Annotated in this window: 12 protein-coding genes; 6 read left to right on the top strand and 6 right to left on the bottom strand. The window is 63.5% G+C overall.

Annotation, left to right across the window (positions count from 1 at the left end):
* The first annotated feature begins 196 nt into the window (after nt 1-196).
* Nucleotides 197-478, top strand: a complete 282-nt coding sequence (locus ACS5Q0_RS20745) for a phasin family protein (RefSeq protein ID WP_473128549.1) — start codon at nt 197-199, stop codon at nt 476-478.
* A gap of 30 nt (nt 479-508) precedes the next feature.
* On the opposite strand, the gene ACS5Q0_RS20740 is transcribed toward ACS5Q0_RS20745, so the two are convergent.
* Nucleotides 509-835 (bottom strand): DUF1476 domain-containing protein, encoded by a 327-nt coding sequence (locus ACS5Q0_RS20740; protein WP_473128548.1) that lies wholly within the window; start codon nt 833-835, stop codon nt 509-511.
* 140 nt (nt 836-975) lie between these two features.
* Entirely contained in the window at nt 976-1,179 is a 204-nt protein-coding gene (locus ACS5Q0_RS20735; protein ID WP_473128547.1) for a hypothetical protein, read from the bottom strand.
* 286 nt (nt 1,180-1,465) lie between these two features.
* Between ACS5Q0_RS20735 and ACS5Q0_RS20730 the strand changes: the two genes are divergently transcribed.
* A complete protein-coding gene (locus ACS5Q0_RS20730) occupies nt 1,466-2,149 on the top strand; it encodes a hypothetical protein (RefSeq protein WP_473128546.1) in 684 nt (227 codons plus the stop codon).
* Nucleotides 2,150-2,310: 161 nt separating this feature from the next.
* Here the strand turns inward: ACS5Q0_RS20730 and ACS5Q0_RS20725 are convergent, their stop codons facing one another.
* From ACS5Q0_RS20725 to ACS5Q0_RS20710, 4 genes are all read right to left on the bottom strand, one after another.
* Nucleotides 2,311-2,829: a BA14K family protein gene (locus ACS5Q0_RS20725; protein WP_473128545.1), complete on the bottom strand. Its 519-nt coding sequence runs from the start codon at nt 2,827-2,829 to the stop codon at nt 2,311-2,313.
* A 272-nt stretch (nt 2,830-3,101) separates the two neighbouring features.
* A complete protein-coding gene (locus ACS5Q0_RS20720) occupies nt 3,102-3,692 on the bottom strand; it encodes a phasin family protein (RefSeq protein WP_473128544.1) in 591 nt (196 codons plus the stop codon).
* 661 nt (nt 3,693-4,353) lie between these two features.
* A complete protein-coding gene (locus ACS5Q0_RS20715; RefSeq protein ID WP_473128543.1) occupies nt 4,354-6,009 on the bottom strand; it encodes an ABC transporter permease in 1,656 nt (551 codons plus the stop codon).
* Entirely contained in the window at nt 6,006-7,079 is a 1,074-nt protein-coding gene (locus tag ACS5Q0_RS20710; RefSeq protein WP_473128542.1) for an ABC transporter ATP-binding protein, read from the bottom strand. The genes ACS5Q0_RS20715 and ACS5Q0_RS20710 overlap by 4 nt, the downstream gene beginning before the upstream one ends.
* Before the next feature lie 111 nt (nt 7,080-7,190).
* On the opposite strand from ACS5Q0_RS20710, the gene ACS5Q0_RS20705 reads away from it, so the two are divergent.
* The 4 genes from ACS5Q0_RS20705 (at nt 7,191) to ACS5Q0_RS20690 (ending at nt 15,728) form a co-directional block, all read left to right on the top strand.
* Nucleotides 7,191-8,162 (top strand): extracellular solute-binding protein, encoded by a 972-nt coding sequence (locus tag ACS5Q0_RS20705; RefSeq protein ID WP_473128541.1) that lies wholly within the window; start codon nt 7,191-7,193, stop codon nt 8,160-8,162.
* Between the two features lie 30 nt (nt 8,163-8,192).
* The gene (locus ACS5Q0_RS20700; RefSeq protein ID WP_473128540.1) at nt 8,193-9,185 is read left to right on the top strand and encodes a hypothetical protein; all 993 of its coding nucleotides are present in this window, start codon (nt 8,193-8,195) and stop codon (nt 9,183-9,185) included.
* 322 nt (nt 9,186-9,507) lie between these two features.
* On the top strand, nt 9,508-11,427 hold the full coding sequence (locus ACS5Q0_RS20695) for an autotransporter assembly complex protein TamA (protein ID WP_473128539.1): 1,920 nt from the start codon (nt 9,508-9,510) through the stop codon (nt 11,425-11,427).
* A complete protein-coding gene (locus tag ACS5Q0_RS20690; RefSeq protein ID WP_473128538.1) occupies nt 11,427-15,728 on the top strand; it encodes a translocation/assembly module TamB domain-containing protein in 4,302 nt (1,433 codons plus the stop codon). The genes ACS5Q0_RS20695 and ACS5Q0_RS20690 overlap by 1 nt, the downstream gene beginning before the upstream one ends.
* Nucleotides 15,729-15,741 lie beyond the last annotated feature (13 nt).

The raw sequence follows: 15,741 nt of genomic DNA, 5'->3' as shown, positions 1-15,741 counted from the left end.
CGGTATCGCTGCACTGGCCATTCTCCTGTAGCAATCCAGTCGGCGCAGACGCCGGGGCCCTGTTCGGTCGCCCTTCGCCTGGAAGGCCATAACGAAAACCTTTCGATACGAGCAAGTTCGAGGAGAATTGCCGATGACAACTGCATCAAGGAGGTCGTCGACGTCGGACACGACGCGGAGTGCAAAGGAGCCGACCATGCCCATGAACAACGGTCAAGCTGCGGCGAAGACTGCGGAAGCGTGGCTCTCTGCCACGAGCCAATGCCAGCGCGAGATGTTGGATTTCGTGTCCAAGCGTCTCGAGAAAGACGGCACGGCCATGCGCGAAGTTCTCGACTGCAGGAATTTTGCGGATGCGGTGGCGATTCAGTCGCGCTGGGTGGAGGAAACGTTGCGTGACTACAACGCCGAGATGTCCAAACTGATGGCCATCTACACGAATTCCATGAACGGTCGAGAGCGGCGGGGCGAGCGTTGAACCTGTTCGCGCTTGTCGCTCCGAACCGTTCTACCATGTGTTCGAGCGGACTTGATTGACGGCCACCGCCATCAGTTCGGCCATTTTCTCACGGATCTGGTCATCGGTCTTGTCGATCCCATAAGTGTCGAAATCCGCCCGGAGCTTTGCGACGAGGTTCTCATCGACGATGCGTGCCGCGATGCCGCTGCCGATTTCCCTGACATACGCTTCGGCTTTCTCTCCCGTGAGGCCGAGCTGCGAAGCAGCCCATTGCCCCAGCAATCTGTTCCGCTTCGCCAGCGCTCTGAAGCGCGCTTCTTCGTCATGCGCGAACATCTGCTCGAACGCTCGTTCGCGATCTTGGAAAAGTGTCATGGGGACACCTCTGGGCTCGCGGCCCGCAATGGTTGCCGCAAAACACCATGATACATGAAATGGACGTTCCCATTAATGATCAATGGCGTGGCACCCGCAAAGTCGTGTTCACCTGCGCGGCTGCCTCACCCGCATCGGTTTCAATTGAGGCGGCGGTCGGAAATCGCTTCCTTGAAATGGACCAGCTTGTTGAGCTTGTGGCGATCCACCCCGAGTTCCCCGGCCCATTCGCTCAAGGCAGAGCTGTAAAGCTGAGCAAGAAAACGCGTCGGGTTTTCTGCTCCGCCCCTGAGCCTGACGAGTTCACTCAGAGCCTGCTTCAGCATCGCACGATCTACGGGCATCGTCGCACCTCCCTAGAGCATCGGGTGAGCGCATCGTTTGCTGCAAAAACCGGGGCTACATTTTTGCACGATGCGCCAAGAGCAGGCCAATCTGCGGACTGAAGCTCAGGCTGTCAAAAGCGCAAAAGGCTTAAAGGCATTCTTTCGTCCGCGGCATGCTTACCAAAAATGTCAACTCGCCTGTCCCAAGTGATCAAGCAAGTGGGCCCGATTGGACCACAATGTTCCGTTCACTGCAGCTTGTTTCGGCCTGTGCTGTGCACCTGTCGATAAACGGGAGGGTAGGATGAACAGATTACTCGTAGCTCTGGGGGCCGTCTTGGCGGGCGCCTTGATCGTGCCGGGCGAGGCTGCGGCTCAACGAGGCGCCTTCCATAGCGGAGGTGGTTTCGGAGGCGGCGGACGCTTCGGCGGTGGTTTCGGCGGGGGGGCGCGCGTCGGAGGTGGCGGTTTCGGCGGGATGGGCCCCAGGGTTTTCGTTCCTTCGGCGGCAGGACGCTCATTCGGCGGGTACCCGATCCGCACGGGCAGCATCGGCGCTATGCCGCGCGCCGGCATGGCAGGGGCCGGCATGATCCGGCCAGGCTTCGCCCCTGGAGCCTATCGCTCGGCGGGCCGCTTTGCTCCGGTCGGTGTCTATGGGCCTAGGGGGATGTACCGCCCCGGAATCGGCGCCTATCCGGGCCGGGCCGGCTACTATCCGCGATATGGTTGGAACTATCCACGCTATGGCTGGCGCTACCGGAACGGGTACTATGGCTGGCGCTATCCCTATTACGGCCTGGCGGCCGGCTTGGCGCTCGGGGCCGTGAGCTATCCGTATTATTACGACTACGGTGATTACGGGGCCTACGATTATCCTTATTACGATGTGACTTACGGCAATGATTGTAGCTGGGTTGTCCGCCGCTTCGTCAATCCCAATGGGACTGTCGTCGTCAGGCGCGTTTGGGCCTGTGACAATTATTGAAACCTTGGTGCCGGAGAATTGGCTAGGTGAAAATACGACAGGGCGGGGGATTAAATCGATCCCCCAGCCTGCGTGGAGGCGGCATTGCAGCCTGCCTTTGACGCCGATGCGGAACGCCGTTGCATGGGTTGATGCAGCGGCGTGATCATAGGGCGCGGCCTTTACCGATAGCGACGATACGCGACGCGCCCCCCGAAGTGGCGCGGTCCGTAAAAGCCCCGATACGCACCGAAGTGGCGCGGTCCATAAAATCCCCGGTACGCACCGAAATAGCGCGGTCCATAATAGAAGCGGCGCGGATAGTAGCGTGGGCCGTAATAGACCGCGCGCGGGTAGTAGTAACGCGGTGCATAGTAGACGGGCGGCCTGTAATAGTAAGCATAGCCGGGATAGTAGTATCCTGGCCATGGCCCGTAATAGCCGTAACCTGGATAGCCGTATCCGTACCCATATCCGTAAGCGGGGGCGGTCGCGGCTGCCGTGAGAAGGCCTCCAAGGATCGCTCCGCCGATCAGACCAGCAGCCACACCACCTCCGCCCCAGCCGTTATGGTAGCCATAATACCCGCCGTGGTAGCCGTGGTAGCCCCAACCGCGGCCTCTCCAATATTGTGCATCCGCAGATCCGATACTGCCGGTCACCATGAGGGCAGCAACGGCGACCGTGGCGAGTTTTCGCATATCTACCTCCTTGGCGCCTCGTGCGGAACCGGAAACCCGCGTCGGCGAAACGCGGACCCGGTGCAGCAGATCAGGCTACCTCACTGGGCTGATTGCGCTTGATGGATTGGGACAGGTCCTTGACAATTTGAGCCACATGTCCGGCTCTGACCCGAGACGATCAAGGATTGGGGCCTCTTTGGTTCGTACGGCGACCGCCGTTTGTACTCTGTCCCCGTCGTATCCTTGTCATTCAGATCGCGCTTCGCGGCCCGCTGGGTCGACACGATGCGCTAGGCACTCGCGCCGGCGCGGCGGGCCCGCTGGGGGGCCGTCTCCATCTGAACCGTGGTTTCCTCCGGCTGAACTGTCAAGGTCATCGATGCATCATCGGCCATCCGGATGGCAACCTCGGCAAGCCTCCGGAAACTCTTCAGACTCTGCTCGAGGTTGTCGGCGACGAGGGAGCTCTGGATGCTGAGAAACTCGTTCGTCGACCGGCAGCAGACGAGAGCGTTGAAACCGTCGAGATTGCTGGTCAATCGCCTTTGGTTGAAGCGGAACCATTCGCGGGAAAGCTCTTCGAACGCTCGGGCGAGAGCGGTGCCGGTTTCAACCACCGCCCGAAGCCTTCGCGACGATTCCTCGATCCTTCGCCGGGCCTCCCCGTCGCTCCCGTCGCCGACACTTGTGAGTTGCCGGGACGAGTGACGGGCTAACTCGGACATCGTGCAGGCGCTGTTCTCAACCGCTTCCTGCAGAGTTCGGGCAATGATGTGCAGGTTTTCGATGCTGGCGCGGAGCGTTTCGGCAACGTCGTTCGTAATCCGTTGCGCGGTTTCGTTAGGCTCAAGAGTCGGCTTCGCCTCTTCTCTCATCGGCATCCATCCTCCCTCAATCGGTCCGTGATTGCTGTCCTGGAAGTCCTTCGCCGGCCGTTGTCCAACGCCACTGGGAAGGCGCGATGAGGCTGGAAACCACCCGTGTCTCAGGCTCTCCAGCCCAACTTGGATCAAGATTTTACGACGATGTGGACAAGCCCACCGCACGCGCGACGGGATGCCGGTGTGTGAAGCACAAACGATTCGTTCACTCTAAATCTGCCGAGTCGTCCTGCTTGATCGAAACGGACAATCTCTTGACACTTCGAGCCATTGCGATGGACAGGCCGGGGCGATGCCTCGGATCGTGGGCTTCGGCTCCCGTGCCTTTTCCGTGAAATCCTGTTCGCGCATAAAGATTGCCCCATCCGCATTTTACGGATGGGGCTTGAGTTTACAAAGGCGAGACAAGGGGAGCGGGAAGGGCCTTTGCGAAGGACATCATGATGGATTGAGGCTGCCTTGCTTGACCGTTTCGGCCCGTTCCTTGGCATTTCCGGACAGCGACCAAATTCTTTATAGCCGCGGCCCGCGAGAGAGCTCTTGCCTCGCGGGCAGTCATTAATCCTGAACATCATGTTCACGACGCGTGCCGGGCCGCGGGGAGCACGCTGCCGATTGCCACGCAGCCCGTCAGCCGATGTAGGCAACCGGCGATCGCCCGTCAGAGAAGGGCACTTTCCTTCCGGCCCGACAGATGGAAGGCCGCGTAAACGGCGGCGACCGTCATCGCCAGGAGGATCGTCGAAAGGGCCGAGGCCGTGCCGTATTCGCCGTCCATGACAGAGAGGTAGATCCGCACCGGCATGGTGATGGTGCTGCCCACATAGAGCACCAGCGAGGAGGACAGCTCGTTCATGGCCGTGACGAAGCTCATGAGCGCGCCGGCCATGATGCCGGGCAGGATCAGCGGCACTGTCACCTTCAAGAAGGCCTTGCCCGGCGAGTAGCCGAGGCTCACCGCCGCGTCCTCCAGGTTGGGGCCCACCTGCTTCAGCGCTGCGGCGACCGAACGCGCCGAGTAGGGAAGGCGCCGGACGAAGACCGCCATGATGATGATGAGGCCGGTTCCGGTCAATGCGAGCGGCGGCTCGTTGAAGCGGGTGATGAAGGCGATGCCCATGACGATGCCGGGCACCACGTAGGGAACCATCAGAAGGGCGTCGAGCGCGCCCGTGGCGATGCCGGGGCGTCGGGAAATGAGGTAGCCGATCAGGGTTCCCGTGATGACGATGGCCACCACCGCGACGGAGGAGAAGATGAGGGTATTCCAGATCGGGTCCGAGACGGTCGAGATGACGCGCTCATAGCTCTGCAGGCTCACGCCGGGCTGGAACACCGGCCCGCTCGTGCGACGGAACGAGAACAGCACCACGATGATGGCCGGGAGCGCGCCAATCAGTACGATGGCATAGGCGAGGATGTGAAGGCCCAATGCCTTGAGGCCACCGACGTGCTGGCGTTCCGGCTTCTTGATGAGGTTGCTGTGGTAAACGTTCTTGCGAAGAACCCAGCGCTGTCCGAAAACGACGATCATCGAGAGGACGATCAGCACGATGCTGAGCGCCGACGCCATTCCCGGATTGCCGCCGACTTCACTGCCGTAGAGATTGAAGGCCTCCGTGGCCAGAACGTTGAAATCGCGGCCGATGATGCGCGGTGTCCCGAAATCTGCAATGGAGAGGACGAAGGTGAGCAGCGCGCTGGCGGAAATCGCCGGCAGGATCAGCGGGAACGTGATCGTGAAGAGGCGTTTTATCGGAGACACGCCGAGGCTCTCCGCCGCCTCCTCGACGGAGCGGTTGATCGCAGCGAGCGCACCGGACGTGATCAGGAAAACGTGGGGGAAGAACTTGAAGGCGAAGACGAGGATCACTCCCGCCGCGCCGTAGAGGGGCGGAATGGAAAGGCCGATCTCCGCGAGCCCCTTGCGCACGACGCCGCTCGCGCCGAACAGCACGATCCAGGCATAGGCGCCGATGAAGGGCGGCGACACCAACGCCACCACGGCAAGCGTTTGGATGAGGGCCCGGCCGTAGATGTGAAAACGCGTCGTCACGAAGGCGAGGGTGACACCGAGGATAAGGGCGCCGGCCATGCCGCCGATTCCGGCGAGCATGGTGTTCCCGATGGCGCGCTGATAGGCCCTGATGGTGGCGATCTCTACATAATGAACGAGGGAGAAGGCCCCCGTGTCATTATCGATCAGGCTGGCGCGCAGAACCGACGACAAGGGCCAGATCAGCAGCGCGATGAGGATCACCCAGGCCGCAATGAGAACGAAGGTCCAGATATCGAAGCGAGCGCGCCTTTTCATCATGCCCGTCCCGCGTCGATCACGTCGCCATTGGGGCGGAAGAGAACGATCTTCGACTGCGGAAGCTGGACTTCGACCGGACGTCCTTCCATCTCGATGAAGTCGTGCGCCGGATCGGCCACCTGGGCCACGATCTCACCGGCTTCTGTCTTGAGAGTATAATGGGCCTCGCGACCGAGGAAGGTGACCTTCATCACCTCGCCCTTGAGAGCGAGACTCCCGCCTTCCGCGGGCGCGAGCGAAAGCTGCACGTTTTCAGGACGGATCGCGACTTCGACCGCGTCGGACTCGATCGCCGGGTAGGCGATGGACTGGCTGCCGACGGACAGGCGTCCGCCATCGAGGCGGCCGGGGAGAAAGTTCATGGTACCGACGAAGGAGGCCGCGAACCGGCGCAGAGGCTTGCGGTAGATCTCGAACGGAGTGCCGATCTGCTCGACATTGCCCTTGTTCATCACGCAGATTCGGTCCGAGACCGCGAGAGCCTCCTCCTGATCGTGAGTGACGTAGATGGTCGTGATCCCGAGGCGCCGCTGGATGTCGCGGATATCCTCGCGCAGTTCGATGCGCAGCTTCGCATCGAGGTTCGAGAGCGGCTCGTCCATGAGCAGAAGGGTCGGGCGGATCGCCATCGCGCGGGCGAGGCCGATGCGCTGCTGCTGGCCGCCCGACATTTCGGCCGGAAGGCGGTTCTGATACCCGTCGAGGCGTACCATTTTGAGGCTCTCGGCCACCCGCGCTTCGATCTCGCTTTTTGGGAGAGAACGCGCCTTGAGGCCGAAGGCGACGTTGTCTGCAACCGACAGGTGTGGGAAGACGGCGTAATCCTGGAACACCATTCCGATATCGCGCTTGTGCGCGGGCTTGTGGTCGATCCGTTCGCCGTTGACGACGATTTCGCCCCGATCCTGATGCTGGAAACCGGCGATCGTTCGCAGGAGGGTGGTCTTGCCGCAGCCCGAGGGGCCCAGAAGCGTGAAGAATTCTCCGGATGCGATATCGAGATCGATGCTTTCCAGGACCCGCACGTCCTTGTAGCTCTTGGCCAGCCCCTGGATCTTCAAATCGGCCACACTTGGCTCCCTTGTTGGTTTATCCACGCCTCGGAAGGCTCTGACTTTACAAAAGTTACCGCCTTCAGCAACATGCCTTTACCTGGCTAACGAATTCCCCGGGAGGATTTTATGTTGAAAGTCGGACTGACCGCGGGCGTGCTGCTCGCGTCCCTCACAGCTGCGGCCATGGCCCAAGACAAAACCGTCGTGGTCTATACCGCTCATAAGGCATCCATCGTCGACGCACTAGTACCGAAGTTCGAGAAGGAAACTGGCATCAAGGTCGACGTGGTGAAGGCCGGATCGGGCGACATCATCAAGCGCGTCAAGGCCGAATCCGCATCGGCGAAGGCCGACGTGATCTGGAGCATCGGCGGCGAGCAGCTCGAGGACAGCAAGGACCTGCTGGCGGTCTACAAGCCGAAGGAGGATGACGCCCTTCTGCCGAACTACAAGGTCAGCCCGGAATGGATCCCCTACACGGGCATTCTGCTGGTCATGGCGGTCAACAACAAGGAGTTGAAGCCCGCCGACTATCCCAAGACGTGGGCCGAACTCGGCGATCCCAAATGGAAGGGCAAGGTTTCTTCCGCCCGTGCCGATACCTCGGGCTCCAGCTTCCAGCAGCTCGCAACCGTGTTGATCGGCCATGGCGACAAGGGCTGGGATGTCTACAACAAGATCCTGGCCAACATGAACCTTTCGGATTCGTCGGGCGCCGTTCCGCGCTACGTCAACGACGGTGAGGCGCTCGTGGGCCTCACGCTCGAGGACAACGCCCTCGATTACGTGAAGGGCGGCGGCAACGTCGCGATCGTCTATCCGGAAGACGGATCGTCGACGGTGGCCGATGGCGTCGCTCTGGTGAAGGGCGCTCCGCATGCGGAGAACGGCAAGGTGTTCATCGATTGGCTTCTCTCGAAGCCGGTGCAGGAGCAGCTCGTCTCCGAGATCGGACGCCGTTCGGTCCGCAAGGACGTGACCGGTGCCGGCCTCAAGCCCATCAGCGAAATCAAGCTCGTTGACTACGACATCAAGAAGGTGGCACAGAACCGCAACGAATGGGTCGCCAAGTGGAAGTCGGCTCTGCAGAATCGTTGAGCCGTCACCGCTTGAGGTCATGAAGTCGACATGCTGATCGAAGCATTCTCCGAGGCGAAGAATCCCGCTGCGCCTCATGCTAATGAGGACCAGATCGTCATCCTGCCGGGCCGCGCCTATGCGGTCATCGACGGAGTCACGGATCGCCTCGGCACCCGTTACGAAGGAATGCTCTCCGGTCAGTATGCGGCCGTGACCATCAAACGCGCGCTCGAACACATGCTGAGCGTACCCGAAGCGCGCATGGACGGCCTTGCGGTCGTCCACGCGCTGACGGCGGAAATCGCCGCGGCCTATAAGGCCCACGGAACGGCAGAGAAGGTCCTGAAGGATTGGAACCTGCGCCTCTCGGCGGCACTGGCTCTCGTGCTCGTTCAGGCCGAAACTCTAGATGTGATCCTCGTCGGCGACAGTGGCGTGCGCATCAACGGCGAGCACGTTCTCCGGATGGAGAAGGATCTCGACCTGATCACGTCCATCCTGCGTCGGCAGGCCTGGCCCGTGATCGGGCGCAAGACGTCCGATCCCGAAAAGCAGGAGCAAGTGTCCCGTCGCGTCACGTGGCACGGCACGCGCCAGCCCCTCGATGCCGTGGCCGACATCCTCGATGCCGCCGACTTGGCGCTCATCGAGAAACGTGCCATCGCGGCTAATCGCGAGGCTCTGCCGCATGTGGCCGAAGCCGACATCGAGAATCTCGTGCGGGGCGGGATCGTCAACGCGCAGGGCGGCTACCAGAACAATGCCACCCTGCAGCTCGGCTATCCTTGCATCGACGGATTCGAGGTGCCGCAGCACATGATCAGGATCGAGCGTTTCCCTCGCTCCGAGGTCAGGACGGTCGAGATCTATTCGGACGGATATTTCAAGCCCGGAGACGGTTTCGGCGTCGTTGCGTGGGAAAAGGCCTTCGCCGAGGCCGAGCGGGAGGATCCTGCGAAGGTCCTCCTTTACCCATCGCCGAAGGGGTCCACCTCGTCCCATTGGGCCGATGATAGAACATATCTCGGCGTGAAATTCTGACGTTCGGAAGACCCTCTGCGCACGCTGATTGGGGGGATAGTAATCGATGCGCTCTCGCCCGGGATCGATGACGCGGCTTGTTCACATCCATCCGCGACCCGGTATCCCTCGGCATCCCGTTGAATTGATTTACTGATCCTAGGGCTGTTTCGAAGTGTGGCGGAATTCGGGTTGGCTCGTCCTGGATTTCGCCTTATTTCAACGCAAAGTCTCAGCATGCGTCAAAAGTTCGTTTTTATGTTATGTCATTAGGGTGATCGTGGCTCAAGCGGTATGGTCGGGAACCAGAAAATTCACGTCTCTGGCGCTCCTCGCAGGACTCATGTCCGGTGCGTCGATGGTTCCGCCTGCCATGGCATTCGACTTCTTCGGCCTCTTCGGCGGGAGCGATGAGGCCCCACCACCGCCGAATGCGGAAACGCTACCCTATAGCGTTGATTTCACCGTCGTCGGAAACAGCAAGGATCTTGCCCAGATCCTCAAGGACGCGTCGACGCTCCAGAGCCTGAAGAGCGATCCGCCTCCGGATGCTGATGCGCTGGTGCGGCGGGCGGAGGCCGATCTTCCGCGCCTGAACGATGCGCTCTGGGGTGCGGGCTATTACAATGCCCGGATCACAGTAAGCGTCGCCGGCGCGCCCCTGTCGCTCCAGGCGACGCGCCCCGAGGCCGCCATCCGGGCGGCCATGGCCTACCGCTCGCGGGCGCTCGTGCCCGTCCAGGTCACGGTGGATCCTGGACTGCAATTCGCTCTCCGGAATATTGCCGTCCTCGATGCGCGGACCGGCCAGCCATTCCCGCCGAACGAGTTGCCGCCCCGCGTCGTCAAGATCGATCCCGGCGATCCGGCGCGCGCGGCGGACATCGTGGCGGCCCAGGCGCGGATCGTCGATTACTTCCGCGCGCAGTCGCGGCCCTTCGCCAAGGTGACGGGACAGAATCCGGTCGTCTATCACCCGGCACAGGTCATGGATGTCAGCCTGACGGTCGACCCCGGTCCGCGTGCAGGGATCGGTGAGATCTCCGTCAGGGGCGCGGAGAACGTGGACCCGGCTGTGGTGCGGTCATTCATCTATACGGAGCCGGGCGATCCCTATTCACCGGCAGCCATCGCCTCGATGCGAAAGTCGATCCTCAACATCGAGGCGCTGTCGTCGGTTCGGGTGCGCGAGGGGCAGACCCTCGATGCCTACGGCAACCTGCCCCTCTTCGTCGAGATCACGGAACGTCCGCCCCGCGTCGTCGGCGCGTCGGTACAGTATTCCACGACGGACGGACCTGCGGTTCGCGCTTATTGGGCGCATCGCAATCTCTTCGGGGGAGCCGAGCGTTTGAGGCTCGAGGGCAGCGTCTTCTATCTCACGGAGGACGGCGGCCGTCCGAATGATGACGACGGCTTCGACTGGAGCGATCTCGGCGGGCGCGTCAGAGCGAGCTTCCTGAAGCCTGCTCTCTGGGGAACGCGCAACGATTTCCTGGCCGAAGCGCTTGCCGAGCGCGACCGGACGGAGGGCTACACGAGCCGTCTCGTGAACGGAACGGCGGGGATCCGCCACCGCTTCAGCGAAACCTTCTCGATCCAGGGCGGCATCGAATACGAAAAGGGACAAGCCTCGGACATTCTCGGAGAGGTGGATTACACCCTCGTGGGCCTGCCGCTTTCCGTCAGCTACGATTCCACGGACAATACGCTCGATCCCACGCGGGGCATGAAGCTCATCGCGTCGGTGACGCCTTACCCGGATTTCCTCGGATCGTCGGTTCCCATGACGATCGCGAAGGGAACGGCCTCCGCCTATTGGTCCATCGACGAGGAGTCCCGTTACGTGCTCGCGGGCCGTCTCGGCCTTGGCTCGATCATCGGCGCGGATCTCGAGGACATTCCGGCGAACCGGCGTTTCTACGCGGGCGGCGGCGGCTCCGTGCGCGGATTCGCTTATCGCAGCTTGAGCCCGCTCTTCCTGGGCGAGCCCATCGGCGGGCGCAGCCTGATCGAGGGCTCCCTCGAAGCGCGGATCAAGGTGACGGACACCATCGGCATCGTGCCCTTCGTCGATGCGGGAACCGCGTTCGAGTCGAGCTACCCGGATTTCAACGACTCGATCCGCGTCTCGGCTGGCCTGGGCCTGCGCTACTATACCGGGATCGGACCGATCCGCCTCGATGTCGCGATGCCCGTTCGCCGCGAGAGAGGGGATGATCGCTCCCTCGCCGTCTATGTCGGGATTGGACAGGCGTTCTGATGATCAAGCTGCGACGCCATCTTACCCTCTTCGCCGTCTCCGTGGTTCTGGCGCTGGCCGCGCTGTGGTTCGTCGCGGGATCACAGAGCCGTGCCCAGACCGATCAGAGCGTTCTGGCGAACCTGATTTCACGGGTTCTGTCGACGCCGACGACGCGGGTCACGATCGGCCAGATCGAAGGGGCGCTGTCCTCGAATGCGGTAATCCGGGACGTGAAGATCGCGGACCGCAACGGCGATTGGCTCCTGCTCGATCGTGCGCGCCTCGTCTGGACACGGACCGCGCTGCTGAGCGGGCGGCTCGAAGTGAACGAGCTCGCAATCGACCATCTGCAGGTTCTGCGCAAGCCCGAGACGACGGAAGAGGAGAAGGTCGCCGTCTCCGACGAGCCGATCCTCCCCGAGCTGCCCGTGAAGGTGATCGTCGAGGGATTTACCCTTCAGGAGCTTGCGCTCGGCGAACCGGTGCTCGGCACCGCCGCGCGGCTCTCCGCCAAGGGCTCTGCCGATCTCGGCGATCCGAGCGAAGGGCTGAAGCTCGATTTCGCCGCGCAGCGCCTGGACGCGCCGGGCAGCGTTTCGATCAGTCTCGATTATGTGCCGCAGACGAACCGGCTCGCCCTCGATCTGAAACACCAGGAGCCGGAGGGCGGCATCGCAGCCCGACTGCTCGACCTGCCCGGCTTGCCGCCGGTCGATCTCAAGCTCGCGGGCGACGGCCCCTTGAGCAATTTCGCGGCGCGGCTCGATTTTTCGGCCGGTCCGACGATTGGAGCTACAGGCACAACGACGGTCCGGCGCGCCGGGGCCGCCTACGCTGTCGATGCCGACCTCGCCGCACGGGTCGAAGGGTTGCTTCCAGCCCCCGTCGCCCCCGTCTTCTCGGGCACGACACAGCTCGTCGGCAACGTGTCGATTGGAGACGACGGCACTCTGCGACTCCAACCGGTTCGCATCACCTCGAACGTGGCGAGCTTCGACATGACGGGAACCGTCAGCGGGGCGCGGGCGCTGGACCTGAACCTTCAGGCCCGGGCCCTGCCGAATGACGGCTCCGCCACCCGCGCGGGCGATGCGGAGATCCGCCGCCTCGTCTTCGACGGAAGAGTGCAGGGGACGATGACGGCACCGCGCATCAACGGTTCGCTCGATGCCGCCGGTGTCCGTCTGCCGCAGGGCGCGCTCGACACGCTTGTGGCCCGCATCGCCATGAACCCGGTGAACGACGCGGCCATTCCAGACAGGTTCACCTTCACCGTCGATGCAAAAGCCGACGGCATCCAGCCCGCCGACCGGGCCATCGCCCGCGCCCTCGGGCGGACCTTGTCGCTGAACGCCAACGGCACACTCGACCGTGACGGGATCGCCAGCGTCGAGACGGCGCGCCTCGAAACCTCCACGGCGCAGGCCGGCTTCACCGGACGGATCGGCTCGACGGTGCTGGATGGAAACCTGAACGCCACCATCCCTGCGCTCGCATCCTTCTCCGGCGTCGCCGGCCGCACGCTGCGCGGTTCCGCATCCCTCGATGCAAGGTTGTCCGGAAACCCGCGTCGCTCCAATATCGCAGCGACGATCGACGCCGGCCTGCGGGAACTCTCGACGGGAACGCCACCTCTGGACGGACTCCTCGGTCGCTCGGTGGCGGCGAAGGGCGTCCTGCGCCGGGTGCCCGGCGGCTTCGCGTTCGAGAATTTCCGGATCGACGGAGCGCATCTCGATGCGCGCGTGAACGGGCGCGCCACGCAGAGCACCGCCGATCTGGGGCTCGACATCGCCATCGACCAACTCAGGCATCTCGATCCGCGCGTGAGCGCCGGGCGCGCGACCATTGTGGCTCGCCTGTCGGGGTCTCTCGAAAAGCCCGATGTCACGGCAGATGCGACTCTGTCCGACGTGAGGGCGCTCGACCGGCCCATCCCACGGCTTGCGCTTCGGCTCGACGCCAAGGACGTGACGGGCGCGCTCGATGCCGCTCTCACGCTCGATGGGCAGGTCGGCGCAAAACCGGCGACAGGCGTTGTCCATCTCGCGCGACCAGGCGACGGCGGCTGGCTCCTGGATCGTCTCAGTGCGGAGATCGGCTCCGTCTCCCTGAACGGAAACCTGCGTATCGGTTCCGACCAGCTCGCAGAGGGCCGCATCTCGGTATCGGGAGGCGATCTCGACGACCTCAGTCCGCTCGTTCTGACAAAGCTCGACGGATCGCTGAACGGGGACATCGTGCTCAGCGCCGCGAACGGGCGCCAGGATGTAACGGTCACGGCAACGGGATCCCGCGTGGCTGTCGCGAACGTGGCGGTGCAGGGCTTCGATGCCCGTTTCTCCGTGACCGATCTCTACGCGCGGCCCGTCATCGACGGCACCGTTCAGGCCGAGGCGCTGACCGCGGCCGGGCAAACTTTCAGAACCATCCGCCTCTCGGCGACGGGCTCGCCCGCCGCGTCGACCATCACGGCGTCGGCCATAGGGCAAGGTTTCGACCTGAATGCGCAGGCCCGCGTGATTCCGGGCGATGCGACGCGTATCGAGCTGGCGAGCTTCACCGCAAGGCGCGGCGGCCGGCGTCTTGCTCTGGCGCAACCCGCCGCGATCGAACTCCGGGGCGGCGACGCTACCATCAGCGGCCTCCTGATCGCCGCCGATCAGGGACGCGTGGGCATTTCCGGCAAGGTCGGCAACCGGCTCGATCTTAAGGTCGACATCCGCAACCTTCCTCTCCAGGTCGCCGAAATCGCCGTGCCCAATCTCGGCCTTTCCGGTACCGTGAACGGAAGCGCCACGGTCGCAGGGGAGGCGGGCAACCCGACCGGCACCTACGACGTGCGGGTGACGGGGCTCGCAACGCCGGAGACGCGCCAGGCGGGCCTTCCTCCGCTGGCGGTGACGGCGCAGGGCCGGATCGCGGACCAGAGAGCGACCATCGACGCGAACGTGGCTGCGGGACGCTTCGGAACGGTGCAGGTCTCGGGAAGCGTGCCGCTCGACACCACGGACGAACTCGCGCTGAAGATTGCGGGACGAACGGATCTCGCCGTGGCGAACAGCTTCCTTTCGGCCCGTGGCCAGCGCCTGACCGGCAGCGCCGCGCTCGATCTTTCCGTCGCGGGCGCCATGGCCGAGCCTCGCCTCCAGGGGACCGTTGCCCTGTCAGGCGGAACGTTCGTCGATTCTCTCCAGGGCATCCAGCTGAACGACATCAATGGGCGGCTTGCCGCGCGCGGCGAGGTTCTCGCCATCGAGAGCCTGAGCGCCCGCACGCGCAATGGCGGGACGCTCGCCGCGAGCGGACGGGTGACCCTCGATCCAGCAGCCGGATTGCCTGCCGATATCCGCATCACCGGCAGCCGCGCCCAGCTCGTCTCCAACCAGACCGTAGACGCGAGCGCCGATCTCGACCTTACGGTTTCGGGGCCTCTCACGAGTGCTCCGCGCCTTGCGGGCCGGGTCGACATCATCACGATGAACGTCTCCGTTCCCGACCGGCTTCCCACCACGCTGAGGCCGCTGCCCGGCACCAAGCACGTTCAGCCGACGCCAACCGCCGCTGCGCGGCTCGCCCTGGAGCGCAAGCAGCAGAGCGCCGCTCGGGGAACCCCGTTCAGCGCAGCGCTCGATCTCGTCGTCACGGCGCAAAACCGCATCTTCGTGCGGGGTCGGGGGATCAATGCCGAGCTCGGCGGTGATCTGCGTCTGCAAGGCACATCCCGCGATCCGGTCGCCATCGGCGCCTTCGAACTCCGGCGCGGGCGTCTCGATCTCATCGGCAGGCGTATCGACTTCGTGCGGGGAAGGCTCGACTTCACCGGCGATCTGACGCCTTCCCTCGACTTCCTGGCGGAAACGCAGGCGGGCGATGTGACGGCTCGTATCGCGGTGACGGGGCCAGCGTCTCAGCCCGTATTCGCCTTCAGCTCGAGCCCGGATCTGCCGCAGGACGAGGTTCTATCCCGCGTCCTGTTCCAGCGCCCCTCCGGGGGCCTATCGGCGGGGCAGGCGCTGCAGCTCGCACAGACCGTGGCGCAGCTCTCCGGCGGCACGGGAACGGATGCCTTCGAGAGCCTGCGGCGCTCGCTGGGGGTCGACAGCCTGGACATCACGGTCGGAGCAAGCGGCGATCCTGCGGTCGGCGTCTCGCGCTACATCAGCGACAACGTGCGCGTCGGCGTCAAAGCAGGGGCGCGGCCCGAGGAAAGCGGCGTTACCGTGGATGTGGACCTGACGCGGCGGCTCAAGGCGCAGGGCGCGGTCGACGCCGAGGGGGGAACCTCCGTCGGCCTCGGTTTCGAGCTGGAGTACTGAGGAAGTTCTTGAC

It is taken from the genome of Microvirga sp. HS2, from assembly GCF_055792805.1.
This window is presented reverse-complemented; position numbering and strand designations above follow the sequence as displayed.

Coding starts and splice junctions, on each gene's coding strand:
- ACS5Q0_RS20745 (WP_473128549.1), top strand. CDS start 197: ATGCCCATGAACAACGGTCAAGCTGCGGCGAAGACTGCGGAAGCGTGG.
- ACS5Q0_RS20740 (WP_473128548.1), bottom strand. CDS start 835: ATGACACTTTTCCAAGATCGCGAACGAGCGTTCGAGCAGATGTTCGCG.
- ACS5Q0_RS20735 (WP_473128547.1), bottom strand. CDS start 1,179: ATGCCCGTAGATCGTGCGATGCTGAAGCAGGCTCTGAGTGAACTCGTC.
- ACS5Q0_RS20730 (WP_473128546.1), top strand. CDS start 1,466: ATGAACAGATTACTCGTAGCTCTGGGGGCCGTCTTGGCGGGCGCCTTG.
- ACS5Q0_RS20725 (WP_473128545.1), bottom strand. CDS start 2,829: ATGCGAAAACTCGCCACGGTCGCCGTTGCTGCCCTCATGGTGACCGGC.
- ACS5Q0_RS20720 (WP_473128544.1), bottom strand. CDS start 3,692: ATGCCGATGAGAGAAGAGGCGAAGCCGACTCTTGAGCCTAACGAAACC.
- ACS5Q0_RS20715 (WP_473128543.1), bottom strand. CDS start 6,009: ATGATGAAAAGGCGCGCTCGCTTCGATATCTGGACCTTCGTTCTCATT.
- ACS5Q0_RS20705 (WP_473128541.1), top strand. CDS start 7,191: ATGTTGAAAGTCGGACTGACCGCGGGCGTGCTGCTCGCGTCCCTCACA.
- ACS5Q0_RS20700 (WP_473128540.1), top strand. CDS start 8,193: ATGCTGATCGAAGCATTCTCCGAGGCGAAGAATCCCGCTGCGCCTCAT.
- ACS5Q0_RS20695 (WP_473128539.1), top strand. CDS start 9,508: ATGTCCGGTGCGTCGATGGTTCCGCCTGCCATGGCATTCGACTTCTTC.
- ACS5Q0_RS20690 (WP_473128538.1), top strand. CDS start 11,427: ATGATCAAGCTGCGACGCCATCTTACCCTCTTCGCCGTCTCCGTGGTT.